26 protein-coding genes are annotated in these 25435 nt (G+C 73.7%); 18 read left to right on the top strand and 8 right to left on the bottom strand.

The genetic code is table 11. The features are described from left to right. Positions 1 to 76: 76 nt before the first annotated feature. From O2W18_RS18395 to O2W18_RS18370, 6 genes are read left to right on the top strand one after another with little or no spacing between them, the layout of a single operon-like run. The gene (locus O2W18_RS18395) at positions 77 to 562 is read left to right on the top strand and encodes an SRPBCC family protein (RefSeq protein WP_269188882.1); all 486 of its coding nucleotides are present in this window, start codon (positions 77 to 79) and stop codon (positions 560 to 562) included. Beyond that, positions 559 to 1533 carry an ACP S-malonyltransferase gene (locus tag O2W18_RS18390; protein ID WP_269188881.1) on the top strand — a complete coding sequence of 325 codons (975 nt, stop codon included), beginning with the start codon at positions 559 to 561 and terminating at the stop codon, positions 1531 to 1533. The genes O2W18_RS18395 and O2W18_RS18390 overlap by 4 nt, the downstream gene beginning before the upstream one ends. Further along, positions 1530 to 1961, top strand: coding sequence for a cupin domain-containing protein (locus O2W18_RS18385; RefSeq protein WP_269188880.1), 432 nt, complete (start codon positions 1530 to 1532; stop codon positions 1959 to 1961). Before O2W18_RS18390 ends, O2W18_RS18385 begins: the two co-directional genes overlap by 4 nt. Then, entirely contained in the window at positions 1961 to 3250 is a 1290-nt protein-coding gene (locus O2W18_RS18380) for a beta-ketoacyl-[acyl-carrier-protein] synthase family protein (protein ID WP_269188879.1), read from the top strand. The genes O2W18_RS18385 and O2W18_RS18380 overlap by 1 nt, the downstream gene beginning before the upstream one ends. Then, a complete protein-coding gene (locus tag O2W18_RS18375) occupies positions 3247 to 4488 on the top strand; it encodes a beta-ketoacyl synthase N-terminal-like domain-containing protein (RefSeq protein ID WP_269188878.1) in 1242 nt (413 codons plus the stop codon). Before O2W18_RS18380 ends, O2W18_RS18375 begins: the two co-directional genes overlap by 4 nt. Then, a complete protein-coding gene (locus O2W18_RS18370; protein ID WP_269188877.1) occupies positions 4485 to 6917 on the top strand; it encodes an FAD-dependent oxidoreductase in 2433 nt (810 codons plus the stop codon). Before O2W18_RS18375 ends, O2W18_RS18370 begins: the two co-directional genes overlap by 4 nt. 54 nt (positions 6918 to 6971) lie before the next feature. Here the strand turns inward: O2W18_RS18370 and O2W18_RS18365 are convergent, their stop codons facing one another. Then, entirely contained in the window at positions 6972 to 7481 is a 510-nt protein-coding gene (locus tag O2W18_RS18365) for a hemerythrin domain-containing protein (RefSeq protein ID WP_269188876.1), read from the bottom strand. A gap of 123 nt (positions 7482 to 7604) precedes the next feature. Between O2W18_RS18365 and O2W18_RS18360 the strand changes: the two genes are divergently transcribed. The 4 genes from O2W18_RS18360 to O2W18_RS18345 all read left to right on the top strand — a co-directional run bounded on the left by O2W18_RS18360 (position 7605) and on the right by O2W18_RS18345 (position 13123). Continuing rightward, the gene (locus O2W18_RS18360; protein ID WP_269188875.1) at positions 7605 to 9668 is read left to right on the top strand and encodes a hydantoinase/oxoprolinase family protein; all 2064 of its coding nucleotides are present in this window, start codon (positions 7605 to 7607) and stop codon (positions 9666 to 9668) included. Then, positions 9665 to 11554: a hydantoinase B/oxoprolinase family protein gene (locus tag O2W18_RS18355; RefSeq protein ID WP_269188874.1), complete on the top strand. Its 1890-nt coding sequence runs from the start codon at positions 9665 to 9667 to the stop codon at positions 11552 to 11554. Before O2W18_RS18360 ends, O2W18_RS18355 begins: the two co-directional genes overlap by 4 nt. A gap of 191 nt (positions 11555 to 11745) precedes the next feature. Continuing rightward, the gene (locus tag O2W18_RS18350; protein WP_269188873.1) at positions 11746 to 12312 is read left to right on the top strand and encodes a hypothetical protein; all 567 of its coding nucleotides are present in this window, start codon (positions 11746 to 11748) and stop codon (positions 12310 to 12312) included. Positions 12313 to 12550: 238 nt separating this feature from the next. Beyond that, positions 12551 to 13123, top strand: coding sequence for a hypothetical protein (locus tag O2W18_RS18345; RefSeq protein ID WP_269188872.1), 573 nt, complete (start codon positions 12551 to 12553; stop codon positions 13121 to 13123). A 43-nt stretch (positions 13124 to 13166) separates the two neighbouring features. On the opposite strand, the gene O2W18_RS18340 is transcribed toward O2W18_RS18345, so the two are convergent. After that, entirely contained in the window at positions 13167 to 13652 is a 486-nt protein-coding gene (locus tag O2W18_RS18340) for a J-domain-containing protein (RefSeq protein WP_269188871.1), read from the bottom strand. Positions 13653 to 13691: 39 nt separating this feature from the next. Here O2W18_RS18340 and O2W18_RS18335 point away from each other — a divergent pair, with 39 nt between their 5' ends. From O2W18_RS18335 to O2W18_RS18325, 3 genes are all read left to right on the top strand, one after another. Further along, positions 13692 to 14273 carry an NUDIX domain-containing protein gene (locus tag O2W18_RS18335; protein WP_269188870.1) on the top strand — a complete coding sequence of 194 codons (582 nt, stop codon included), beginning with the start codon at positions 13692 to 13694 and terminating at the stop codon, positions 14271 to 14273. 29 nt (positions 14274 to 14302) lie between these two features. After that, positions 14303 to 14698 (top strand): STAS domain-containing protein, encoded by a 396-nt coding sequence (locus O2W18_RS18330; protein WP_269169792.1) that lies wholly within the window; start codon positions 14303 to 14305, stop codon positions 14696 to 14698. 73 nt (positions 14699 to 14771) lie between these two features. Next, positions 14772 to 14969 (top strand): hypothetical protein, encoded by a 198-nt coding sequence (locus O2W18_RS18325; protein WP_269188869.1) that lies wholly within the window; start codon positions 14772 to 14774, stop codon positions 14967 to 14969. 15 nt (positions 14970 to 14984) lie between these two features. On the opposite strand, the gene O2W18_RS18320 is transcribed toward O2W18_RS18325, so the two are convergent. The 4 genes from O2W18_RS18320 to O2W18_RS18305 all read right to left on the bottom strand — a co-directional run bounded on the left by O2W18_RS18320 (position 14985) and on the right by O2W18_RS18305 (position 18893). Further along, positions 14985 to 15551, bottom strand: coding sequence for a MarR family winged helix-turn-helix transcriptional regulator (locus O2W18_RS18320; RefSeq protein WP_269188868.1), 567 nt, complete (start codon positions 15549 to 15551; stop codon positions 14985 to 14987). Beyond that, positions 15548 to 16396: an SDR family oxidoreductase gene (locus tag O2W18_RS18315; protein ID WP_269188867.1), complete on the bottom strand. Its 849-nt coding sequence runs from the start codon at positions 16394 to 16396 to the stop codon at positions 15548 to 15550. Before O2W18_RS18315 ends, O2W18_RS18320 begins: the two co-directional genes overlap by 4 nt. Before the next feature lie 110 nt (positions 16397 to 16506). Next, a complete protein-coding gene (locus tag O2W18_RS18310; RefSeq protein ID WP_269188866.1) occupies positions 16507 to 17517 on the bottom strand; it encodes a sensor histidine kinase in 1011 nt (336 codons plus the stop codon). Between the two features lie 173 nt (positions 17518 to 17690). Next, positions 17691 to 18893, bottom strand: a complete 1203-nt coding sequence (locus O2W18_RS18305; protein ID WP_269188865.1) for a DUF6986 family protein — start codon at positions 18891 to 18893, stop codon at positions 17691 to 17693. 20 nt (positions 18894 to 18913) lie between these two features. Between O2W18_RS18305 and uraD the strand changes: the two genes are divergently transcribed. The 4 genes from uraD to O2W18_RS18285 all read left to right on the top strand — a co-directional run bounded on the left by uraD (position 18914) and on the right by O2W18_RS18285 (position 21619). Beyond that, positions 18914 to 19417: a 2-oxo-4-hydroxy-4-carboxy-5-ureidoimidazoline decarboxylase gene (uraD, locus tag O2W18_RS18300; RefSeq protein WP_269188864.1), complete on the top strand. Its 504-nt coding sequence runs from the start codon at positions 18914 to 18916 to the stop codon at positions 19415 to 19417. 73 nt (positions 19418 to 19490) lie between these two features. Then, a complete protein-coding gene (gene uraH, locus O2W18_RS18295; protein ID WP_269188863.1) occupies positions 19491 to 19808 on the top strand; it encodes a hydroxyisourate hydrolase in 318 nt (105 codons plus the stop codon). A gap of 54 nt (positions 19809 to 19862) precedes the next feature. Beyond that, positions 19863 to 20768, top strand: coding sequence for a factor-independent urate hydroxylase (gene pucL, locus O2W18_RS18290; RefSeq protein WP_269188862.1), 906 nt, complete (start codon positions 19863 to 19865; stop codon positions 20766 to 20768). A gap of 116 nt (positions 20769 to 20884) precedes the next feature. Next, positions 20885 to 21619 (top strand): ANTAR domain-containing protein, encoded by a 735-nt coding sequence (locus tag O2W18_RS18285; protein WP_269188861.1) that lies wholly within the window; start codon positions 20885 to 20887, stop codon positions 21617 to 21619. Positions 21620 to 21653: 34 nt separating this feature from the next. On the opposite strand, the gene O2W18_RS18280 is transcribed toward O2W18_RS18285, so the two are convergent. After that, entirely contained in the window at positions 21654 to 23264 is a 1611-nt protein-coding gene (locus O2W18_RS18280; protein ID WP_269188860.1) for a methyl-accepting chemotaxis protein, read from the bottom strand. 191 nt (positions 23265 to 23455) lie between these two features. Between O2W18_RS18280 and O2W18_RS18275 the strand changes: the two genes are divergently transcribed. Further along, positions 23456 to 23947 (top strand): phosphoribosyltransferase, encoded by a 492-nt coding sequence (locus tag O2W18_RS18275; protein WP_269188859.1) that lies wholly within the window; start codon positions 23456 to 23458, stop codon positions 23945 to 23947. A gap of 13 nt (positions 23948 to 23960) precedes the next feature. Here O2W18_RS18275 and O2W18_RS18270 read toward each other — a convergent pair whose 3' ends face one another. Further along, positions 23961 to 25082 (bottom strand): class I SAM-dependent methyltransferase, encoded by a 1122-nt coding sequence (locus tag O2W18_RS18270; protein ID WP_269188858.1) that lies wholly within the window; start codon positions 25080 to 25082, stop codon positions 23961 to 23963. Positions 25083 to 25435: the final 353 nt, after the last annotated feature.

The raw sequence follows: 25435 nt of genomic DNA, 5'->3' as shown, positions 1-25435 counted from the left end.
CCTCGCAAGCTCGGCGCGAGCCTCTGGACGGGGCCGAACCACACCGTCACATCCCCTCGACCACCGGAGGACCCAGATGAGCACTCCCGAGAACACCGTCGGCCACACCGACAACTCGATCTTCATCGACGCCGACATCGACCACGTGTGGCGGATGACCAACGACCTGCCGTCCTGGCCGGACCTGTTCACCGAGTACGCCGAGGTGGAGGTGCTCGCGCACACCGGCTCGACGTTCCGGTTCCGGCTCAAGATGCACCCCGACGAGAGCGGCCGGGTCTGGAGCTGGGTCTCCGAGCGGACCCTCGACGAGGCCCGACACGAGGTGGTGGCCCACCGGGTCGAGCCCGGCCCCTTCGAGTTCATGGACATCCGGTGGAGCTACACCCCGGAGGGCACCGGCACCCGGATGCAGTGGGTACAGGACTTCCGGATGCGCCCGGAGGCTCCCGTGGACACCGCGGGCATGACCGAGCGGATCGACGCCAACAGCAAGATCCAGATGGCCGTCATCCGGGACAAGGTGGAGGCGGCCGCCCGGCATCCGGAGCCTGTCCGGTGACCGGGCCCCGCACCGGGGCGGCCGTCGTCCTCCCGGGCGAGTGGACCACCGCACCCGGTGCCCTGGAGGCGTGGCTGCCCGACCCGGCCGCCCGGGACGTCGTGGCCGAGGCCTCCGACGTCCTGGGCCGGGACGTCGTCGCGTGGTGGGGCGACCCGCTGAACCTCCACGACCCGGCGGTGGCCCACCTGGCCTCCCTCGTGGTCGGGGTGGCGGGCGCCCGCAGCCTGGCGCACGCCGGCCTCCAGCCCGTCGCCGTCGCCGGGCACGGCGTCGGCGAGTACGCGGCGCTGGTGGCCGCCGGCGCCCTGCGCCTGGACCAGGTGGTCGACCTCGTCGACTGCCGGGCCGAGATGCTGGCGCACTCACCGCGCCCGTCCTCCGCCGGGATGGCCGCCGTCGTGGGGCCGGGGGCCGGCGAGGTGGCCCGCGCGGTGATCGCGGACCTGGGGGACACCTCGGGCCTGGCGATCGCCGCGTACGACGGCCCGGCCCAGGTGGTCCTCTCCGGCTGGTGCCCGGAGCTGGCCCATGCCCGGGACGCCGTCCTCGCCACCGGTCTGGACCTGGTCCGGCTGCCGGGGCGGGCCGCCGGCCACAGCCCGCTGATGCAGTCGATCGCCGCCCGCCTGACCGACTGGTTCGACGAGCTGGACTGGTCCGTCCCGGACGTGCCCGTCCTGTCCAACGTCGACGCCCGGCCCTCCCGCGACCCGGAGCACCTGGCCGGCTGCCTGCGCCGGCACCTGACGTCACCGGTCCAGTGGGAGGCCACCGGGCACGCCCTGGTGGAGCAGGCGGGGGCGACCTGGGTCGTCGAGGTCGGCGCCGTCCCGACCCTGGGCCCGCTGATCCGCCAGGTCCACCCCGACCTCCCGGCCCGCCTGGCCACCGGACCGGGCCTGCCCGACCCGCCCGCCCGTCCAGCACACGCGCTCACCGGCGCTGCGCCCAGCAGAGGAGAGAGATGACCACCATCCAGCACCCCACGGCGAAGGTGCGCTGCGGGCCCACCGTGTCCCGGTCGGACGCCGTCCCCAACCGCCGCCGCGGAGGTGACATCCGGGTGTTGCTCTCGCCGACCAGCGTGGGTGCCACCGCCGGGTTCATGGGCACGCTCACCCTGGAGCCGGGCGAGGTGGTGACCGAGCACTGGCACCCGTACTCGGAGGAGTTCCTCTACTGCGTCTCCGGCGACGTGCTGGTCACGCTGGACGGGGAGGAGCGCCGGCTGGGCGGGGAGTCGGCGGTGCACATCCCGATCGGGGTGCGGCACCGGATCGTCAACGACGGCGTCGAGCCGGCGTTCTTCGTCTTCCTGGCCGGCCCGCTGGCCCCGCGCCCGGAGCTCGGGCACGTCGACACCGAGCCCTCGCCGGGCTCCATGGGCGTGCGGTGATGACCACCGGCCGCCGGGTCGTCATCACCGGGATCGGCGTCGTCGCACCCGGTTCGATGGGCCGGGAGGGCTTCTGGGACATGATCACGGCCGGCCGGACGGCGACCCGGCGGATCACCTTCTTCGACCCCAGCCGGTTCCGGTCCCAGGTCGCCGCCGAGGTCGACTTCGACGGGCGCCAGCAGGGGCTGACGGCGCACGAGGTGTTCCGGAACGACCGCTTCGTGCAGATGGCCATGGTCGCCGCCGACGAGGCCGTCGCCGACAGCGGGCTGGCGTTGGGCAGCGGCACCCTGGAGGCCCCCGACCCGGACCGGGTGGGTGTCGTCCTCGGGAGCGCCGTCGGGGCCACCATGCGGCTGGAGAACGAGTACGTGGCGGTCAGCGACGCCGGCACGCACTGGCTGGTGGACCCGCAGTACGCCTCCCGGTTCCTGCACCACGCGCTGGTGCCCAGCTGCGGGGCCACCGAGCTCGCCGTGCGCTTCGGTGCCCACGGGCCGGCGACCGTGGTCTCCACCGGCTGCACCTCGGGCATCGACGCCGTGGGTTACGGCAGCCAGCTGATCGAGGACGGCGACGCCGACGTCGTCCTCGCCGGGGCCAGCGACGCCCCCATCTCCCCGATCTCCATGGCCTGCTTCGACACGATCCGGGCGACCACCGGCAACAACGACGACCCGGCGCACGCCGCCCGGCCGTTCGACGCCCGCCGCGACGGCTTCGTGATGGGCGAGGGCTCCGCGGTGCTGGTGCTGGAGGAGCTCGAGCACGCCCGCCGGCGGGGGGCGGACGTCTACTGCGAGGTCAGCGGCTACGCCAACCGCTGCAACGCCCACCACATGACCGGGCTGCGCCCGGACGGGGTGGAGATGGCCGAGGCCATCCGGCTGGCGCTGGACCAGGGCCGGATCGACGCCGACGAGGTGGGCTACGTCAACGCACACGGCTCGGGGACCAAGCAGAACGACCGGCACGAGACGGCCGCGGTGAAGCTGAGCCTCGGCCCGACCGCCCGACGGGTCTCGATGAGCTCGATCAAGTCGATGATCGGCCACTCGCTGGGCGCGATCGGCTCGATCGAGATCGCCGCCACCGCGCTCGCGGTGCAGCGCGGGGTGGTGCCACCGACGGCGAACTACGCGGTGCCCGACCCCGAGTGCGACCTGGACTACGTGCCCAACACCGCCCGGGAGCAGAAGGTCGACGTCGCGCTGTCGGTGGGCAGCGGGTTCGGCGGCTTCCAGTCCGCGATCGTGCTCGCCCACCCCACGAGGAGGACACCATGACGGAACTGGTGGTGACCGGGATCGGCGTGGTCGCGCCGACCGGGGTGGGCGTGGAGGCGCACTGGTCCTCCCTGGTGCGGGGGGAGCCGGCGATCCGGCCGATCGTCGGCTTCGACCCCGCGCAGTACGGCGTATCGCTGGCCGGACAGGTGACCGGCTTCGTCCCCGCCGACCACGTCGACCCCCGGCTGATGGTGCAGACCGACCGGTGGACGTGGATGTCGCTGGCGGCGGCCACTCTCGCCGCGCAGGACGCCGGGTACTCCGCGCCGGAGGACGCCTACGCGACCTCGGTGTTCCTGGCCGCGGGCTCCGGCGGCAACGAGTTCAGCCAGCACGAGATCCAGGGGTTGTGGGCCAAGGGGCCCAAGTCGGTCGGCGCCTACCAGTCGATCGCCTGGTTCTACGCGGCCAGCACCGGCCAGATCTCCATCCGGGACGGCTACAAGGGGCCCTCCGGGGTCGTGGTGAGCGAGGGCGCGGGCGGGCTGGACAGCATCGGCTGGGCCCGCCGGGTGGTGCGCCGGGGCACCCCCGCGGTGCTGGTCGGGGGCACCGAGGCCGGGGTGACCCCGTACGCCCTGCTCTGCCAGGCGACCAGCGGGCGGCTCTCCACGGCGCCGGCTCCCGAGGACGCCTACAAGCCGTTCGACCGGCGCGCCTCGGGCCACGTCATCGGCGAGGGCGGCGCGATCCTGCTGGTCGAGGAGCCCGGCGCCGCCCGGGCCCGCGGGGTGGAGCGGGTGTGGGGTGAGGTGGCCGGCCACGGCGCTACGCACGACGCCCACCACCACGCCGATGCCGCTCCCGACGCCCGGCAGTACGCCCGGGCTGTCCAGCTCTCCCTCGCCGACGCCGGGATCACCCCCGACGACGTGGACCTGGTCCTCGCCGACGGGGCCGGCGTGCCGGAGCTGGACGCCCTCGAGCTCGAGGCGCTGCAGCGGGTGTTCGGTGGGCGCACCGACCCGGTGCCGGTGACCGCGCCGTCGTCCTGGACGGGGCGGCTGATGGCCGGCGGCTCGGCGCTCAACGTGGCCACCGGGCTGCTGGCCATGCGGGACGGGATCGTGCCCGGCACCGCGTACCTGGACGATCCCGTCGACGCCCCCGGCCTCGACCTCGTCCAGCACAGCCGCGCCCAGCAGGTCGAGACGGTCGTCGTCCTCGCCCGCGGGTTCGGCGGCTTCAACAGCAGCCTGGTGCTGCGCCGGCCCACCGAGGAGAGGACGTCATGACCACGCTGGAGGACGCCGCCCCGGCCACCGCCGCCGAGCCGGGGGGCGCGGTCCGCACGCTGCTGCGGATGCGGGTCCGGGAGGGCTGCGAGGAGCGGTTCGAGGAGGCGTGGCGCACCGCCGCCGTCCAGATCGCCGGGGAACCGGGCAACGTCCGGCAGGAGCTGATGCGCGACGCCGACGACGCCCGCACCTTCCTGATCGTCGGCGAGTGGGCCGACCGGGCGGCCGCGGACGCGTTCGGCCGGTCCGCCGCCCGGGAGGCGCTGACCGCGTCGCTGCGCGACCTGCGGGAGGACGCCGACCGCAGCACCTACGAGATCCGCTACGGCATCGCCGGGGGCGAGCAGGCCTCGCACGTCCGGGTGGACATCAGCACCCGGGTGGCCCCGGGCGAGGAGGAGGCGTTCGAGCGGGCCTACGCCGTCGTCACCGACCGGCTGCGCGGGACACCGGGCCTGATCCGCGAGGAGCTGCTCCGGGAACCGGGCTCGGACATCTTCCACATCTTCGCCGAGTGGGAGTCCGACCAGGACTTCCGCAACTGGGTGGACGACCCCTCGCACGCCGACCAGAGCGGGCCGCTGATCCGCTGGCTGTCGGTCTTCTTCGAGCGGAAGCTCTACGAGATCCGCTTCCGCCCGCAGGAGGCCGGGGTCCGCGGCGTCCGGGCCACCCGTCCCGCGCCGGCCCCTGCGGCGCCGGAGACCACCAGCGTGCCGGTGCCCCGGACCGAGCCGGCGGTCGCGGCCGCTCCCCCGCCGGAGGACGTCCCGACCCGGACCGCGTGCGAGGTGCTGGTGGTCGGCGCGGGCCCGACCGGGCTGACCGCGGCGATCGAGCTGGCCCGGCGGGGCATCGCCGTCCGGGTCGTGGACAAGCGCAGCGAGCCCGCCGCCCAGGCGGACAAGGCCATCGGCGTGCACTGCCGGACGATGGAGATCTGGGAGGACCAGGGCATCGTCACCGAGGCGATGGACGCCGGCAGCTGGCTGCACGGGCAGACCGTGTTCGTCAACGGGAAGCAGACCCACCAGGTCGACTGGTCCGGGCTGGAGGAGCTGCCCTACGCCCACCTCGGGCTGCCGCAGTACGAGACCGAACGGATCCTCGGGGACCGGCTGACGTCCCTCGGCGTCCGGGTCGACCGGGGGGTCCAGCTCGCCGGCTTCACCCAGGACGACGACGGCGTCACCGCCGAGCTCGTCGACGCGGCGGGCACCCGGTCCAGCACCCGCGCGCAGTACCTGATCGGCGCCGACGGGTCCGGGAGCGCCGTCCGGGAGCAGCTCGGGCTCACCTTCGACGGCGGCCTGTCGATGTTCCCGCAGCTGTTCATGCTCGGGGACGTCGACGTCGACTGGGAGATGCCGCCGGGGCACCTGGTGCGCTGGGTGCGGATCGAGGAGGACGGCGACTTCACCGGGATGCTGGTCTGCGTGCCGCTCAAGGGCCGCAACCGGTACCGGGTGGCGACGCTGGCGCCGCAGCGGCTGCAGAAGACGATCGGCAGCGGGGTGGTGCCCCCCGGGTTCTGGAAGGAGTACGACCCGCCGGGGCTGGCCGACATCCAGGCCGCGATCGACGACCTCGGCCCGGCCGGGACGACGGCGAGCAACCTGCGTTGGTCGTCGATCTTCCGGGTCAAGCACGGCATCGTCGACCGGTACCGCACCGGCCGGGTCTTCGTCGCCGGGGACGCCGCCCACCTGCACCCGCCGGCCGGAGGCCAGGGCATGAACACCGGGATCCAGGACGCCTGGAACCTGGCCTGGAAGGTGGCCCTCGCCGTCCGCGGGCAGGCCTCCGCCGGCCTGCTGGACAGCTACGAGGCCGAGCGCCGGCCCGCCGGGAAGGCCATCGTCGACCGCGCCGTGGCCATCGCGTTCACCGACGAGATGGACATGGACGACGAGCGGGCGCAGTTCCTGCTCGAGATGCAGATGACGATGAACTACGCCGACAGCCCGCTGGTCGGGGAGGTCACCGGCCCGGCCGGGTTCACCGGCGGTCCGCTGCCCGGGCACCGGGCACCCGACGTGCTGGGGCTCCGCCGGTTCGGCGTCGCCCACGACGTGCGCCTGTTCGACCTGACCCGGGGCACGCACGCCACCCTGCTGTTGACCGCCGGGGACGGGACCGGTGACGAGGAACTGCACGCCCTGGAGGAGCTGGCCGCCTCGGTCCGGCAGGCCACCGGGGGCCAGGTGCGCCCCTACCTGGTCGCCGGCCCGGACGTCGCCGTCCCACCGCTGGTCGACCTGCCGGTCCTGCGCGACGCGCGCGGTGCGTTCGCCGCCGCCTACGGCACGGGCGGCCCGGGGACGGCGGCCTACCTGGTGCGGCCCGACGGGCACGTCGGCTTCCGGACCCGGCCGGTGAGCGAGCAGGCCCTGCGCGAGCACCTGGCGGGGGTGTTCACCGGCTGAGGTCCATGGCCCCGCACGGCGCGCGCCGTGTGGGGCCCCCGCCTCCGACACCGGTCAGCTGTTCGCGGCGATGTACTCCTCCGGGTCCTTGTCCCGGATCGGGATGCCGGCGGCGTGCGTGGCCTCGTAGGTCAGGAACTGCACGGCGATGTCGTGCCGGACCTGCAGGTCGGCATGGTGCCGGAAGTCGAGCAGGTCCTCCCGCTCCTCCTCGGCCATGTGGTCGTCGTTGGCCTTGCGGGCCTCCCACACCGCCGTCCACCACTCGTCGGTGCCGACCTGGTGGTCCTGGGTCTTCCGGACGGCGTCCCGGATCTCGTTGTGGTCGGAGACCGCGTCCTCGACCTCGTCGTGCACGCCGCCGTCCGGGTTCCCCTTCCCCAGCTTGAGCACCTGCGGGTAGAAGTACTTCTCCTCGCCCTCGGCGTGCACCTCGAGGAAGGCGGCCAGCCGGTCCCACATGGCGCCCAGCGCGTCGTTGTCGCCGCGGGGCATCTCGTCGAGCAGCGCGAACATGCGCCGCTGCTGGTGGTGCTGCTCCAGGATGATCTCGGTGATGTCCATGAGGGGTCGTTGCCCCGGGCGACCGGTCGGGATGCGCCGTCCGCCGGTCGAACTGGCGAGTGCGACGACGTTCACCGGTCGGCGTCTTCCGGTCGAGGTATCTCAGCACTAAGGTTTCTCGACATGAGCTCTCGCCGGGTCCGCATCGGGATCGACACGGGTGGCACCTTCACCGACGTGGTCGCCGTCGACGAGGAGACCGGGGAGGTCGCCACCACCAAGACGCCGTCCACCCCGAGCGACCCGGCCGACGGCTTCCTCGCCGGCGTGCAGAAGGTGCTCGGCCAGCTGGGCCTGGACGGGTCGTCGGTGACCGCGGTCAGCCACGGGACGACGGTCGCCACCAACCAGCTGCTCGAGGGCAAGCTGGACCGGATCGGCTTCATCACCACCGAGGGCTACGGATCGGTGCTGGAGATCGCCCGGCAGTCCGTCCCCGACGGCTACGGCAACAGCTACTTCTGGGTCAAGCCGCCGCGGATCGTGCCGGCCGACCTGGTCCGCACGGTGCGCGGCCGGCTCGACGTCAGCGGCGCCGAGGTCCGGCCCTTCTCGCCCGAGGACGCCGTCGACGCCGCCCGGTTCTTCCGCGACGCCGGGATCACCACGATCGGCGTCTGCTTCCTGCACTCCTACGCGAACGACGCCCACGAGCGGGCCATGCTCGACGTGCTCCACGTGGAACATCCGGGCGCCGTGGTCTCGATCAGCTCCCAGGTGCTGCGCGAGTACCGCGAGTACGAGCGCTCGGTGACCACGCTCGTCGACGCCGCGGTGAAGCCGAAGGTCGGCGCCTACGTCACCAACATCCGCCGCCGCCTCGACGAGATCGCCCCCGCCGTCCCCTTCTACGTGATGAAGAGCAACGGCGGCGTGCTCAGCGCGGCCGAGGTGGTGCACCAGCCGATCACCACGATGCTCTCCGGCCCCGCCGCGGGCGCCCTGGGCGCCGCGCTGATCGCCGGCACCGCCGGGTTCGACCGGGTGCTCACCTGCGACGGCGGCGGCACCTCCACCGACGTCACCGTGGTCATCGACGGCGAGCCGACGCTGACCACCGAGGGCTCGGTCGGCGACTACCCGTCGAAGATCCCGATGATCGACGTCGTCACCGTCGGCGCCGGCGGCGGCTCGATCGCCTGGCTGTCACCGGAGGGCACGCTCAAGGTGGGGCCGAAGTCGGCCGGCGCCGACCCGGGGCCGATCTGCTACGACAACGGCGGCGAGCAGCCCACCGTCACGGATGCGCACGTCGTCCTCGGCCGGATCCCCCCGCACCTGCTGGGCGGGGAGATCCCGCTGTCGGTCGACGCGGCCCGGGCCGGGCTGGAGCAGCTGGCCGGGAAGCTCGGCCTGTCGGTCGAGGCGCTGGCCAGCGGGATCCTGGAGATCTCGGCGTGGAACCAGGCCAACGCGCTGCGCCAGGTCACCGTCGCCCGCGGCCTCGACGTCCGCGACTTCACCCTCACCACCTTCGGCGGCTCCGGCTCGCTGCTGGCCTGCCGGCTGATGGACGTGCTGGGGCTGCCGCGCACGCTGGTGCCGCCGAACCCGGGCAACGTCAGTGCCTTCGGGCTGCTGACCGTCGACGTCCGCAACGACTACGTGCAGACGATGGTCGCCCGGCACGCCGACGTCTCCCCCGCCACCCTGGCCACCGCCTTCGCCGACCTGGAGGGCCAGGCCGAGGTCGCCCTGGACGGCGAGGGCTTCCCGCGGGCCGAGCAGCGGATGCAGCGCACCGCCGACCTGCGTTACGTCGGCCAGGCGTTCGAGGTGCGGGTCCCGGTCGGTGCTGGCGACCTGGACCAGGCGGCGATCGACGCGGTGGCCACCGCCTTCCACGCGGCGCACCGCCAGCTCTACGGCTACGACTTCGCGACCGACCCGCGGCAGGCAGTGGAGTGGGTGAACCTGCGGGTGAGCGGGATCGGCCCGATCCGCCGGCCGGAGATCGTCGAGCCGGCACCGTCGGGCCGGGACGCCCGCCGCGGGACCCGGCCGGTGTTCTTCGACGAGTGGGTCGAGGCGCCGCTCTTCTGGCGACCCGACCTCTCCCCCGGCGACGTCGTCGCCGGCCCGGCGATCGTCGAGGAGTTCGGCTCCACCGTCCCGGTGCACCCGGGCTTCTCCGCCACCGTCGACCGCTTCGGCAACCTGCTGCTCACGAAGGAGACCGCCCGATGAGCACCGATCAGGGCCAAAGTCGCGACTTTGGCCCCTCCGCGGCCGACCCGGTGCTGGTGGAGATCGTCGCCGGCACGCTGGCCGCGATCGAGCGGGAGGTGGAGACGTCGATCGGGCGGACCTCCCGCTCCCCGATGATCCGCGACGCGCACGACTTCCGGGCCGGCATCCACGACCGGCAGCTGCGCAAGCTCACCGGCCGCTCGTACTCCGCGCTGGTGCAGCCGGTGGTCCGCGACCACCCGATCGACACGATGAACCCCGGCGACGTCTACTTCCACAACGACGTCTACCTGTCCGAGGGCGGGATCGGCCACCTGCCCGACCTGTGCGTCACGGTGCCGGTCTTCGCCGACGTCGACGGGGCACCCACCGTGGTCGCCTTCATCCAGGCGTTCGGCCACCACGACGACATCGGCGGGGCGGTGCCCGGCTCCATGCCGTCGGCGGCCACCAGCGTGTTCGAGGAGGGCCTGATGGTCCCCCCGATCAAGCTGTGGGACCGCGGCGTCCGCAACGACGCCGCGCTGACGATCATGACCCGCAACTCGCGGATGCCCGACTCGCTCGCCGCCGACCTGGACGCCGAGTGCTCGGCCTGCCTGGCCGGGGCCCGCCGACTGGGCGAGCTGTTCGACCGGTACGGCGTCGCCGCGGTGGAGGCCTGCTTCGAGTCGATCCTGAGCAGCTCGACCGAGGTGTACCGGCGGGAGATCCTCTCCCAGATCCCCGACGGCTCCTACGTCTGGGAGGACTACGCCGAGCACGACGGCGTCGACGCCCCCCAGCTGCACCGGCAGCGGATCACGCTCACCATGGACTCCACCAAGGACGTCCCGCTGGTCATCGACTTCACCGGCACCGGCCCGCAGGCCAAGGGGCCGATCAACCACTGCGGCGACTACGCCGACGGCAACTTCCTGAAGAAGTGGCTGGCGCCGATCCTGCGCAACCTGGCCGAGTCGCCGGAGCGGATGGCGCAGCTGGACGTCAACGAGGGCGTCGTGCCGCTGATCGAGATGCGCTTCCCGGAGAAGGGCACGCTGCTCACCCCGATCTTCCCGGCGCCCACCAACGCCCGGACGTTCGTGATCCTGCGGCTGCTCGGCGTGCTGGCCGGGGTGCTGGCCAAGGCGACCGGCGGCCGGATGCCCGCCGACCAGGAGACGATCCGCTACACCGGCGTCTACGGCACCGACGCGAGCGGCGAGCCCTACCTGATGCGCGAGGTGCTCGGCGGTGGCTCCGGCGGGCGGTACTACGCCGACGGCGAGGACACCATCCACGTCGTCCCGGACTCCCGGAACCTGCCCACGGAGTTCACCGAGTCCCGGTTCCCGCTGCGGATCGAGCGGCTCGCCCTGGCGAAGGACTCCGGCGGACCGGGCCGGTACCGCGGTGGCTGCGGCTACGAGAAGGACATCCGGGTGCTCCGCGACGCGCACTTCATGTCGATCGCCGACCGCTCGATCCTGTCCTGCTGGGGCGTCAAGGGCGGCAAGGCAGGGCGACCGTTCTCGATCACCGTGGACCCGGGCGGGCCGGACGAGCACGAGGTCGACGCGCTGGCCGACGCCGAGCCGCTCAAGGCCGGCACCGTCGTCCGGGTGCGGACGACGGGCGGCGGCGGCTGGGGCGACCCGCTGGACCGGCCGGTCGAGGAGGTGCTGCGGGACATCGCCTGGCACAAGGTCAGCGTCGCCGGCGCCCGGGACGACTACGGCGTGGTGGTCCGGGACGACGGCACGGCCGACGAGACGGCGACCTCCCGGCTACGCGAGGAGCTCCGGGCGGCCCGCCCGGAGGTGCAGCCGTTCTTCGACCGCGGCCCCGGCTACGCCCTGCTCTCCGGTGGCGAGTCCTACAACGAGTTCGACCTCCTCTGACCGGACCCGTCACGATCGGGTCACGCCCGCCCGGGGGGAGGAACATGCCGGGCGGGCGGTACGTACCGGTCCGTCACGAGTCGGCATCAGGTGTCCGCCTTCGGGCGTGACGCGGCCGGCTGAGGCAATCGCTGTGGTGTCCGAACTCTGCGGCGGGCCGTCCCGGGCCTGCCCCGACGAGAGGAACCACCGTGCAGCACACCCGCCCCATCACCAAGCTCTTCCTCGCCGGCAGCCTCGTCGTGGCCCCGTTCACGTTGGCTGCCTGCGGTGATGACACCGCCGGCCCCGAGGAGGGCGTGAGCGCCGGGGACATCCAGGAGGACGAGGGGGTCGACGCCGACGCCGGCCTCGAGGCCGATGCCGACACCGGCCTCGACGCCGGCGCCGAGGCCGGGCTCGGCTACGACGGCCTCTACGACTCCGCGTTCTACGAGGAGCGGAACCAGTACGTCGGCCAGGAGGTGACCGTGTCGGCGACCGTGAACGAGGTGTTCGGCCCGAACTCCTTCTCCATCGCCGGCACCGAGGAGACCTCCGTGGAGCCCCTGCTCATCGTGGGTGCGGACTCGGCCAACGCCCTGGAGGAGGGCCAGGTCGTCCAGGTCACCGGCACCGTGCAGAGCGGGTTCACCGAGACCGGCGTCGAGGACGAGCTGGGGATCGACCTGGCCGACGACGCGTTCGCCGACTTCGAGGACCAGCAGTACATCGTCGCGGACAGCGTCGACACCTCCGTGCCGACCGAGACCGAGTGACACCACCGTGACCCCGTGCGGGCTCGTGCGGTGCCCCGGAGGGCGCCGTACGAGCCGCGCCGGCACGGCCACCGGCGAGCACGGCTGACGGGAAGCGGGCCGGACCGCGCTGCGCGCCCCGCCACGTGTTGGCGTCGAGTTCTCGCCGGCGGGCATGCTCCGGCCGGCTGTGGCAATGACTGTGGTGTCCGGAACCTGCGGCGGGCATCCCACGCCCGGCTCGACGAGAGGAACCACCGTGCAGCAGCACACCCGTCCCATCGCGAAGCTCTTCCTCGCCGGCATCCTGGCCGTTGCGCCCTTCAGCCTGGCGGCCTGTGGCAACGAAGGTGCCGGCGACGACACCGCCGCCGGCGACGACGCATCCGGCGCGGATGACGTCTGGAGCGCCGGCGACCTGCTGGAGGAGCAGGAGCAGGAGGGGGTCGAGGCCGACGCCGGGGCCGACGGGGACGCCGGCTACAACGGCAGCTACGACTCCGGGTTCTACGAGCAGTCGAGTGCCCTCGTCGGCGAGGAGGTGACCGTGTCGGCGACCGTGGACGAGGTGGTCGACCCGAACTCCTTCTCCATCACCGGCGTCGAGGACACCTCCGCCGAGCCGCTGCTCGTCGTGGGCTCGGACATCGCGGGCGTCCTCGAGGACGGGCAGGTGCTCCTCGTCACCGGGACCGTGCAGAGCGGGTTCGACGAGGTCGCGGTCGAGGAGGAGCTGGGCCTCGACCTGACCGACGACGCCTACACGGACTTCGCGGGCCGGGAGTACATCGTCGCCGACAGCGTCGACATCCAGGGGCCGGCCGAGGAGTGAGCGACCCACCGTGACGGGCGCGAACGAGGACTGGACCGGCCGGTCAGCCGGCCCGCCGCCCGAGCCACCGCCGGCGCCGGTGTGACGGCACCGGCTCCGAGATCGCAGGCCCGGGGACGACGACCGGGCGGCTGAGCCGCCACTCGGCGACCATCACCTCGACGTCCGGCATCCCGACCGCGATCCACGGCCCGTCGACCGGCTGCCGGTAGTACCGGTCGACCCGGGCGACGTGCGCCTCGACCACCGCGCGGGCCAGCTCCTCGGTGGGCTGCCGGGCGACCCGGGCAGGCAGCTCCTCGCGCTCCTTCCGCAGCGCCAGCCCGGTGGGCATGATCGCGGCGACGTCGGCCTCCTCCCGCCGGGCCCACTCCAGCGCCCACTCGTAGGTGGTCTTCTCCCGGTCCCGCCGGGGCAGCGGCTTCCCGGCACCGGCCAGCCCCTCGAGGTCCCCCCGCTCGCGGGCCTGGGCGATCTGGTGCTCGACCCAGCTCTCGAACGACATGCCCTCCGGCTTGCGTTCCGTCATCGGCGTCCTCCTCCACGCTCCTCTGCCAGTGTGGGACGCATGCGGACGACGAGCACGCGCGAGGTCTACCGGAACCCCTGGCTCCGGCTGCGCGAGGACGCCATCGAGCTGGACGACGGATCGCCGAGCGTCTACTCCGTCGTCGAGCGGCCCCACTTCGGCCTCGTGATCGCCGCCGAGCGGGACGGCTTCTGGTTGGTCGAGCAGTTCCGCCACCCGCTGGGGCGGCGGTCCTGGGAGTTCCCGCAGGGCACCTGGTCCGGGGGTGCCCAGCCTGCCGGCGTCGACGGGTCGGCGGAGGCGCTGGCGCGGACGGAGCTGGCCGAGGAGACGGGGCTGCGCGCCGCCACCGTCCGGCACCTCGGGCACCTGGACCTGGCGCCGGGGCGCACCACCCAGGAGTTCGACGTCTGGCTGGCCGAGGACCTGACGCCCGGCCCCACCGCGCGGGAGGCGACCGAGGCCGACATGCACTCGGCGTTCGTCACCGAGGCGGAGTTCCGGGCCATGGTGCGCGATGGCCGGTTCTCCGACGGCCCCTCGCTGGCCGCCTACGGCCTGCTCCTGCTCGGCCGCGCCACGGGGGTCGCCACAGCGCACGTGGCGGATCCCGAGGAGTGAACTCCAGCCCGGCCGGGAACCGAGGAGCCATGGACGAACCTGCCCCCAACGTCGAGGTCACGGTCACCACGCACGATGCGGAGTCCGCCGAGATCACGGTCATCGGCGAGCTGACCGAGCACGCGCGCCGGCCCCTGGTCCGTGCGATGACCGACCTGATGCTGGCCGACGCGACGCTCAAGCAGGTCCGGGTCGACCTGTGCGAGGTGACCTTCATGAACTCCGCCGGGATGGCGACGCTGGTGCAGCTGGAGCGGATGGCCCAGCCACGGGGCATCGACACCCCGCTGGTCGTGCACACCGCCGCCGTCGCCCGCCCGCTGCAGCTCAGCGGCCTCTGGCGGCGCTTCACCATCATCGACCGCCGCGAGGGCCACCCGGAGGACGTGCACGAGGCCACCCCGCGCAGCCCCGAGCACAGCTGAGCCCCGGCGCGTTTCCGGCAGGCGTGACCGGGCACAGCCTCCGGGTCACCAGCACCGTCGAGCAGGAGGTCACATGTCCCGGTCCGCCCGTCCCCGTCCGGTGGGTCGCACCGTCGCCGCGTTCGCCATCGCCGCCGCCGCCCTGACGACGACTGCCTGCGGAGACGACGTCGTCGACGACGGCGTCGAGCAGAACGTGGAGGAGGGGGTCACCGACGTCGAGGACGGCGTCGGCGACCTCGAGGAGGAGATCGAGGACACCGAGGGCTGACCGACCGGCGACCGGTCAGCTGGGGTCGGGGCTGCCCCCGGGGACGCGGCCCAGCGTGATGAGCCAGCGGCGGAGCAGGCCGGCCAGCTGGGTGCGCTCCTCGGGCGACAGGGCGGCCAGCATCCCGTGCTCGGTGTCCAGGTGGTCCGGCAGCGCCGCGTCCAGCGCCGTCCGCCCCGCGTCGGTCAGCGTGACCACGACGGCCCGCCCGTCGGCCTCGCTGCGCCCGCGGGTGATCAGGCCCTTCTCTTCCAGGCGGTCCAACCGCTGGGTGATGGCCCCGGAGGTGACCAGCGCGGTGCGCATCAACGCGGTGGGCGTCAGCTGGTAGGGCTCCCCCGCCCGGCGCAGGGCCGCGAGGACGTCGAAGGACGGCGCATCGAGCCCGTGCCGGGCGAAGGTGGCCCGCTGGGCCAGGAAGACCTCCCGCTGCAGCTGGCTGATCCGGCCGATGACGCCCATCGGCGAGCAGTCCAGGTCCGGCCGCTGCTGCGCCCACTGCGCCAGGATCACGTCCATCGCGTCCCCGGTGCCGGTGTCCCCGTCGCGCGTGGGCCTCGACCCGTCGAGCAGGTCGCTCACGGGGTCGGATCCCCGGGCCGCGGCAGGTCGGCGAGGTGCTCGGCGAACGTGCGCGGCGGGCGGCCGAGCAGGTCGGTGAGCACCCGCGGGCTGCCGACGAAGCCGTGCGCCCGGTAGTGGTCGAACATCGTGCGCCGGCAGCGGGCGGCGTAGCCGGTGGGCACCTCGCCACCGGGGATGACGTCGTCGGCGACGACCTCCTCACCGAGCCACTCGCCGATCAGCTCGGCCATCCGCGGTGCGGTGAGCGCCTCCGGGCCGGCCGCCTCGAACGTGCCGCCGTCCAGGCCGTCCTCGGTCAGCAGCACGGCCGCGGCCTCGGCCACGTCCCGGACGTCGACGAGGGACTGCGCCGTGCGCAGGCCCCACAGGCTGCGGAGCACGCCGCTGGTGCGCGCCGCCTCCAGCTCCGGGTGCAGGTTCTCGGCGTAGGAGGAGGGCTGCAGCACCCGCCAGGACGACAACCCGCTGGCGTCCAGTGCCTCTTCGGCCAGGTCCTTGCCGGCGTGGTGGGGCATCGCCCGCAGCTGCGGGCGCATCACCGAGTGGTAGACCATCCGCGGCAGCCCCGCCCGGCGGGCCTCGGCGAACAGGGCCGAGGCCCCCTCGGCCTCGTCCGGGTCGAAGTTCGGCCAGATCAGGTACGTGGCGTCCGCGCCCTGGAACACCGAGGACCAGGCCATCGGCGAGGTCAGCTCGGCGACGACGACCTCGGCGCCGAGCTCGTCCAGCGCGGGCCGGGGACCGCGGCGGGAGACCACGGCGCGCACGGACTCCCCTCGGGCGCGCAGGGCACGCACGACCGCCGTCCCCGTCAGCCCGCCGGCCGCAGTCACCACGATCACACCGGGCATCTTAGTTCTGAAGGACCTCGGCGGGCAGTTCCCATGCCCGGAGAGGGGAGATCAGGTTCCCGGCGCGGTGACGAGCGGAGTCCGGCCGTCGCCGTGCCGGCTCAGCGCAACGCTGAGCTCAGCCGGACCGTCAGGCCGGCCGGCTCGGGCAGCAGGTCGACGTGGTCCCACAGCTTGCGGGCCAGCCACAGGCCCATGCCGCCCTGGGAGAGGTCGTCGCCGTGCGCCGGCTGGAACCCGGCGAGCGGGCCGGTGAACCCGGTGCCGCAGTCGCTGATGGTGCAGACCACCCGGTCGGTCGAGGCCCACACCCGGGCCGCCACCGGTGGGGTGCCGTGCCGGAAGGCGTTGGCCGCGATCTCGCTGACCGCCAGGTGCAGGTCGGTGCACTGGTCCGGATCCGGCACGCAGGTGGCGAGCACCGCGGCCAGCTGGTGCCGCAGGGTGCCCAGCGACCGGGCACCGTCGGCGGCGAACAGCGGCGGGCCGCCCTCCATCGGCTCGCGCGGCAGCGGCAGCGCGGCCAGGTACTGCGCCGGCGGCAGGTAGCCGGCGCTCGCCACCGGGACGCCGTCGACGAGCAGGTGCGGATGGGTCTGCCCGGCGCTGGCCACGACGTCGACGGGCAGCTGCCGCTGGTCGTAGACGCAGAGCGCGTCCAGCGGGGACCCGGCGAGCAGCTCGTTGACCGCGGACTCGTAGCGCTGCCCCTCCCGCCAGGCGCGGGGTGCCGGTCCGAACTCCGGTGTGCCCAGGACCCGGAGCACCCCCGACGGCGACGCGGCGGCCCGGTCGAGCAGCCGACGGGTGGCGATGACGGCGTCCGGCGCGCGGGCACCGCGCATCGAGACGCGGGGGTCGCTGAGCAGCCGGGTCTCGGGAACCCCGACCGCCGAGCGCAGCAGCTCGGCCGTGTCCTCCGCGCAGGACAGCACCGTCACGTCGCCGGCGGCGAGGCCGGCCTCCAGCCAGGGGACGGCGCCGGCGAGCAACGCGTCGTCGGAGCCGAAGACCAGGGCCGTGTGGCCGCGCGCCCCCGCGGACCGGGAACTCGGCACCTCGTCCAGGGCGCGCTGCACCGGCAGCGCGGGACGAGCTCCGAGAACGGACACGACACCTCTCGACCGACGGTGGACCCTGGGAACTGCTGGCATTCTCAATCACCCACCCCTGGTCTCGGCAACCGCCCCCGGGAACAGCACTCCCCCGATCGAGTGAACCGCCGCACAGTGGCACGGAACGCGATGACCGAGGAGCGGTGAGTCACGGCGTGCCGGATGCTGGATCAGCGGCGGCGCCCGGCCAGGGTGTCCAGCGCCGCCCGGTCCAGCCCGGTGGCCGACTCCACCTCGGCGACGTCCAGCGCCCCGCAGTCCAGGCCACGGAGCACCACGGTGGCCAGGGCGCGGGCCGTGGCCGGCTCGTCGAGCACCCCGCCCTCGACCCGGCTGACGTAGCCGGCGAGCCGCGCCGCGGCAGCCGGCAGGGCTGCCCGGAAGAACGCGTAGGTGGCGAGGTAGCGGGTGACCAGCTGTGCCGGGTGCAGGTCCCAGCCCTGGTAGAAGCCGCGCTCCAGTGCCCGGCGGACCAGCCCGGCGTGCAGCTGCCAGGCCTCGTGCACCCGGGCGGTGGTGCCGATGGGCAGCACGTTGGTCGAGCCGTCGACCGCGTGCGCCCCGGTGCCCGCCACGGCCACCTGCATGGCCTGCTTGGCGACGTCGGCCGCCGGGTGGTCGGAGGACTGGTGGGCCGCTGCGATGCCGAGGGCGGCGCTGTAGTCGTAGGTGCCGTAGTGCAGGCCGACCACCCGGCCGGCGCCGGCGTGCAGCATCCGGGCCAGCGTCGTCGTCCCGTCGGCACCCAGCACCGCCTGCGGGGTCTCCACCTGCAGCTCCAGGTCCAGCGCCAGCCCGCTGGCCTGCTCCAGGGCGTCCAGCAACGGCAGGAAGGCGGCGACCTGCTCGACCGCGGTCACCTTGGGCAAGGTCACGATCGCCCGCTCCCGGCCGGCCCCGGCGAGGCCGGTGAGGAACAGGTCCAGGGAGCGCACCCCGCGGCGCCGGGTGGGCTCCTCCAGCGACTTGGCCCGGACCCCGAGGAAGGGCGGCAGCCCGGTCTCGGCGGCCAGCACGGCGGCGGCGGCGGTGACGTCGCCGTCCTCGGCGTCCGGGGGGCCGCGGTAGCCGTCCTCGGCGTCGACCCGCAGGTCCTCGACCGGTTCGGTGGCCAGCTTGGCCCGCACCCGGGGCAGCACCTGCTCGACCAGGTCGGCGTCCAGGCCGAGGTCGGGGAGGCCGTGCTCGTCCAGGGCCGCCAGCGCCGCGGCACCCCAGGAGGGGACCAACCCGGGGACGACGGCGTCGGCGGGCACGTAGCAGGTGTGCACCGGCTGCCGGGCCGACGACTCCCCCGGGTAGGCGGCCAGCCGGGCGGCGTCCACGGGCGCCAGCCGCCGGTCGAGCTCGTCGTACAGCTCTGCGGGGATCATGGGCTGGCATCCTGTCAGCCGTGCCCGACTCCCCGCTGGACAGATTCAACGCCGAACCGGCGGCGCGGGCCGAGGAGCTGCTGCGGTCCTGCAACGCAGCGCCGTCCTTCGCCCCGACCGTCACCGCCGGCCGCCCCTACGACTCCACCGAGGCGCTGGTCTCCCGCGCCGAGGAGGTCAGCCGCACGCTGCCCTGGGCCGAGGTGAGCACCGCACTGGCGGCGCACGCCCGGATCGGCGACCGGATGCAGGGCCCCTCGGCGGAGGCGCGCACGTCACGGGAGGAGCAGAGCGGGATGACCACCGCCGCGGACTCGGTCCGGACCGCGATGGTCGACGGCAACCGCGACTACGAGGAGCGGTTCGGCCACGTCTTCCTGATCCGTGCGTCCGGCCGGTCCGCCGAGGAGATGCTCGCCGAGCTGCACCGCCGGCTCGGCAACGACCCGGAGACCGAGCGCGCCGAGACCACCGAGCAGCTGGCCCAGATCACGGGCCTGCGGGTCGCGGGGCTGCTCCAGTGAGCGAGCCTGCGAGCTCACCGATGTGCACAGCAGCGCCGCGAATGCGGCTGACGAGCGCCGGCGAGGAGGCGACATGAGCGTCTCGACCCACGTGCTGGACGCCGTGGCCGGCCGGCCGGCGGCGGGGATGACGGTGCAGCTGCTGGACGACGCCGGCCAGGTCGCCGCCGGAGTCACCGACGCCGACGGCCGCTGCCGGCTCACCGAGGAGCCCACCGCCGCCGGCCCGCACCGGATCGTCTTCGGCACCGGCGAGTGGGCCGCCGGGCTGGGCCGGGAGACGTTCTGGCCCGAGGTGGTGCTGACCTTCACCGTCGCCGAGCCGGCCGACCACCACCACGTGCCCCTGCTGCTCTCCCCGTTCGCCTACTCCACCTACCGAGGGTCCTGAGCCGTCGGTTCCACGTGCAACATCCCGGCAACGCAGATCAGGGAGAGTGCGCGCATGGCGATCGTCCTCGGGCCCAACCAGTACGGGAAGGCGGAGGTGCGGGTCGTCGCGGTCGACCGCTCCACCGCCCGGCACTCCCTCGTCGACCTCAACGTCAGCTCGGCGCTGCGCGGTGACTTCGCGGCGGCGCACACCGCCGGCGACAACGCGCACGTGCTGACCACCGACGCGCAGAAGAACACCGTCTTCGCCTTCGCCCGCGACGGCATCGGCTCCCCGGAGGAGTTCGGCCTGCGACTGGCCCGGCACCTCGCCGGCTCCTACGAATGGGTCACCGGGGCCCGAGTGGCGATCGAGTCCTACGGGTGGGACCGGATCGCGGTCGGCGGGACGCCGCACGACCACGCGTTCTCCCGCACCGGGGGCGACGTCCGGACGGCGGTGGTCACCGCGGATGGCGAGGACCTGCACGTGCTCGCCGGGCTCAGCGACCTCGTCGTCCTCAAGACCACCGGCTCGGAGTTCTGGGGCTTCCCCCGGGACCGTCACACCACCCTGCCGGAGACCACCGACCGGATCCTGGCGACCGCGGTGACCGCCCGGTGGCGGTACACCGGGCTGGACGTGGACTGGAACGCCACCCACGCCGCCGTCCGGACGACGCTGCTGGAGACCTTCGCCGCCACCCACTCCCTCGCGCTGCAGCAGTCGCTCTACGCGATGGGCGAGGCGGTGCTCGAGCAGCACCGGGACGTGGCCGAGGTACGGATGTCGATGCCGAACAAGCACCACTTCCTGCAGGACCTCTCCGCGTTCGGGCTGGCCAACGACCTGGACGGCCCCGGCGCGGTGGTCTACCACGCCGACGACCGGCCCTACGGGCTGATCGAGGGGGCGGTGCTGCGGGACGACGTCCCGGCCGCGCCGGCCGCCTGGCTGGGGACGCCCGGCTTCTGCTGAGCGATCGGGAGGTGTGCCGCCCCCGTCCCCGGGGGTAACAGCCCCCAGCGACACCGCGGAACACGGTCCAGCCCCGGCCCTCTCCACCGTGGTCGTTCGCTCCCGGAGAGGGAGGCATGGACCTCACGCAGGAGTTCGCTGCCCGCGTCACCGCCGCCGAGCAGGACCTGCCCGGGCCCGAGCTGTTGCCCGAGCGGTTGGCCCGTGCCTGCGCCGAGCTGCTGCCGGTCGCCGGCGCCGGGCTCAGCGTCTACTTCTCCGCCGACCGGCGGCTGCCGCTGGGCGGCAGCGACCCGACGGCCGGGATCGCGGAGCGCCTGCAGTTCACCGTCGGGGAGGGGCCCTGCCTGTCCGCGCACAGCCTCGGCAGCCCGGTGTTCGCCGACGAGGAGGAGCTGCGCACCCGATGGCCGGTCTTCCACGACCAGCTCGTCACGCGCACCCCCTTCCGCGGCGTCATCTCCCTGCCGCTGCAGGGCGGGCTGCAGGGGATCGGTGCGCTCGACCTGTTCGTGACACCGCCCGGCTCCGTCCGTGACATGTCCCTGTTCGACACGATCACGGTCACCACCGCGCTCAGCGCCACCTTCGCCGCCGCGATGGACCAGGAGCCCCGCACCGAGTCCGGCCCCGCCTGGCTGGACGCACCGGCCGCCGGCCGCCGCGCGCTGGTCTGGCAGGCCGTCGGGTTCGTGAGCGTCGGGCTGGAACTGGACAGCACCGACGCGCTGAGCCTGCTGCGCGCGCACGCCTACGGCTCCGACCGGGACCTGGACGAGGTGGCCCAGGCGGTGCTGGAGGAGCAGCTGAGCATGGCCGAGCTGTCGGAGGCGGCCGGGACCGGGAACTAGGCCGGGGTGGCCGGCGCACCGGCCACCCCGGCGGTCACCGCTGGAACGTGTCGACCGACTGCTGCAGGCCCTCCGACATCCGGACCAGGTCACCGGTGGCCGACTGCATCTCGGCGACGCCGGCATGGGTCTCCTGGGCGGCCCGGGCGACCTCGGCGACCGTCTCGGCGATCGACCGCCCGCTCTGCGCGGCCTCACCGATGGCCCGGCTCATCTCGTTCGTCGTGGCGGTCTGCTCCTCCACGGCCGAGGCGATCGTCGTCTGGTAGTCGTTGATCTGGGCGATGACCGAGGTGACCCCGCCGATGGCACCGACGGCACTCTGGGTGTCGGCCTGGATCGCCTCCACCCGGCGGGCGATGTCCTCGGTCGCCTTCGCCGTCTCCTGTGCGAGTTCCTTGACCTCGTTGGCCACCACCGCGAAGCCCTTGCCCGCCTCACCGGCACGTGCGGCCTCGATCGTGGCGTTCAACGCCAGCAGGTTGGTCTGCTCGGCGATCGAGGTGATCACCTTGACCACGTTGCCGATCTCGACCGAGGACTCACCCAGCCGGGCCACCGTCTGGTTCGCGCTCTCCGCCGCGTTCACCGCGCTGCCGGCGACCCGCGCGGCCTCCGCGGCGTTGTGCGCGATCTCCCGGATGGAGGCACCCATCTCCTCCGCCCCCGTGGCGACGGCGTCGATCGAGCAGCTGACGTCCTTCGCCGCCGCGGTCACGGCGTCCGCCTGCCCGGTGGACCGCCCGGCCGCGCCGGCGATCGTCGCCCCCGTGGCCGACAGCGACCTGGCCGCCCCGTCCAGCAGGCGGGAGGCCTCGGCCACCTCGTCGACCACGTCGGACACCCGGTCGAGGGTGGTGTTCAGCGCACCGGCGAGCTGGTCCAGCTCGTTGCGCCCGGCACCGACGTCCAGCCGCTCCTGCAGCTCCCCGGCCGCGAGGACGTCGGTCATCCGGCGCAGCGGTCGGGTGACGCTGCGCGACACCAGCAGGGAGATGAGGGCGATCACCAGGACGACCGGGGCCGCCCACAGCAGCATGGTGACCAGGACGTCGACGAAGGCGCCGTTCAGGTCGGCGACGTAGATCCCCGAACCGACGACCCAGCCCCAGGGCTCGTAGCCCGCGACGAAGGAGATCTTCGCCTGCGGCTCCTCCTCACCGGGCTTGGGCCACATGTACTCGACGAAGCCACTGCCGTCGCGCTCGACGACCTGCACCATCTCCACGAACAGCGCCTTGCCGGTCGGGTCGGTGTTGGCGCTGAGGTCGGTACCGTCCATCTCCGGCTTGATCGGGTGCATGACCATCGTCGGGTTCATGTCGTTGATCCAGAAGTACTCCTGCCCCGAGTACCGCAGCCCGCTGAGGGCGCTCCTGGCCTGGGCCTGGGCCTGCTCCTGGGTCAGCGCACCAGCGGCCTCCTGCGCGCCGTAGAAGGCCACGACGCCGAGCACCGCCTCGACCGCGGACTGGGCCTTGTTGCGCTGCTCTGCCTCGATGGTCTGGCGCACCTGGAGGGCACCGATCACGGCGATGGTGCCCATCCCGACCACGGCCGCCAGCACCAGCGCCAGGAGCCGGGTGCTGATCCGGATCCGGCGCAGCCCCCCGCCGGTGAGGACGTCCCGCAGTCGTGTGCCCATGCCGTGCTCCCGTCGTCGACGGCGCAGTTGCCGTACCTCCGTTGTCGACCGAGACCGGACGGTTTCCAGTCGAGATCGGTTAGCACATCCGAACCGCAACACACCGGCGACCAGCCGTGCACGTTCGTCTTGTGCATCACACGTTCATCGGCTCATCGGCCGATGCGCCCAGGGCCTGCCAAGATGCGGGCGTGAGCGACGAGCGGGAGACCCTGACCTACGAGGACTTCGGCCGGGCGGCCCGGGAGCTGGCCCAGCAGGTCGCCGACAGCGGGTTCGAACCGGACCTGATCCTGTCCATCGCCCGCGGCGGGCTCTTCCTCGGCGGCGCACTCGGCTACGCGCTGGACGTGAAGAACCTCTTCGTGATGAACGTCGAGTTCTACACCGGCGTCGACGAGCGGCTGGAGCTGCCGGTGGTGCTGCCGCCGACGCTCGACGTCGTCGACCTGACCGGCACGAAGGTGCTGATCGCCGACGACGTCGCCGACACCGGCAAGACCCTGGAACTGGTCAAGGAGTTCTGCGCCGGCCACGTCACCGAGGTGCGCACCGCCGTGGTCTACGAGAAGCCGCGGTCACTGGTGCGGTGCGACTACACCTGGAAGCACACCGACGCCTGGATCGACTTCCCGTGGTCGACCCTCCCGCCGGTCGTCTCCCGCGGCGGCAGCGGCCACTGAAGGAGGAACCGGCCTAACGGCGGGTGGACGCCGTGACGGTGAACGTGGGGTCGCGGGTCACCTGGCGGGTGGGGCCGACGATCCGGCGGAGCGCGTCGCGGTGCGGCAGGTGGCTGTTGTAGACGCACCACAGCTCGCCGCCCGGCCGCAGCACCCGGGCCGCGGCGTCGAACAGCCGTTCCGCGGCGGCGGCGTGCACGGCGACGCCGAGGTGGAACGGCGGGTTGCAGACGACGAGGTCGACGCTGCCGTCCGGGACGCTGCCGGCGGCGTCGTCCCGGGTGACGGTGACCCGGCCGGTCAGCCCGTTGGCGGCCACCGTCGCGGCGGCCGAGGCGCAGGCCGCCGCCGACTGGTCGGACGCGACGACCGACAGCCCGGGCCGCGCCATGGCCAGCCCGACGGCCAGCACCCCGGTGCCGCTGCCGAGGTCCAGTGCCGTCGCGGCGTCCGGCACCGCACCGGGGAGCGACCGGAGCAGCGCCCGGGTGCCCCGGTCGACCTTCGCACCGGCGAAGGCCGCGCCGTGGGCGCACACGGTCAGGCCGAGGTCGGCGTGCTCCCGGCAGACGGGGAAGGACGACGGGCGCGGCTGCGGCCCCCGGGCGACCAGCAGCCGGGACTTCTGCCGGCCCCGGGTCGCGTGCACGTCGCTGAAGCTCTCGCCCAGGACGTCGTTCATCGCGTGGGTCATGTGCTTGACCCGCCCGCCGACCAGGAGGGTGACGTCGGGGTCGGCGTCGGCGGCGACCACCTCGGCCAGCTCGCGGAGCGCGTCCAGCCCCTTGGGCGCCTGTGCCAGCACCACCCGGGCCCCGCGCACCAGCTCGGCGCCCAGCGGCAGTGACCGGTAGGTGCCGGCGTGCCCGGTGCGCTCGGCGTTGCCGGCCAGGGCCAGCTCGCCGACCAGCAGGTCCTGGTGCACCCGGACGCCGGTCGCGCCGTGCAGCGCCACCGCGCCCAGGGTGAGGGCGCCGTGCGAGTCGTCGATCACGACCACGCCGTCCGGGTGCTGCCGGATCAGCTCGGCCGCCTCGTCGAGCAGCAGGCGGTCGGTCGCGTCGACGGCGACCAGTTCAGGCGCGTCGACGTCGGGCTCGCGGCGGAGCTGGGCGAACAGTTCGTCGGGGACCACGCGTCCACTGTGCCGGGCCGCCCGGCCGGGCCCGACACCGCCCCGTACGCCTGATCGGGTGATCTTGTTCGGGAAAGGCGCTCCGGTTGCCGATCTGCGTACTGCCGACAGTGGCTCCACGGGCAGCGGGAGACCAGCCCTGGGCGATCCCGTGCCCGACACCGCGCGCCTGCCCGGCGCCAGTGGTTCGGCGACCGCCCGATGCGGATGGGCATCGGCTCGGTGCAGCACGGGACCGAGGGGCTGGCCGTCGTTGACCAGACCCGGAGCGCCGGGCTGACCAGCAGGGACGAGTTCGGGCGTGATGTCGAGCAGCCAGCCCTGCTCGGCTGTGGGGTCAGCGCTGAAGAGGT

It is taken from the genome of Modestobacter sp. VKM Ac-2983 (genome assembly GCF_026967885.1).
Taxonomy (GTDB): Bacteria; Actinomycetota; Actinomycetes; order Mycobacteriales; family Geodermatophilaceae; genus Modestobacter.
The sequence above is the reverse complement of the archived record's forward strand: the minus strand, read 5'-3'. Positions and strand labels throughout refer to the sequence as shown.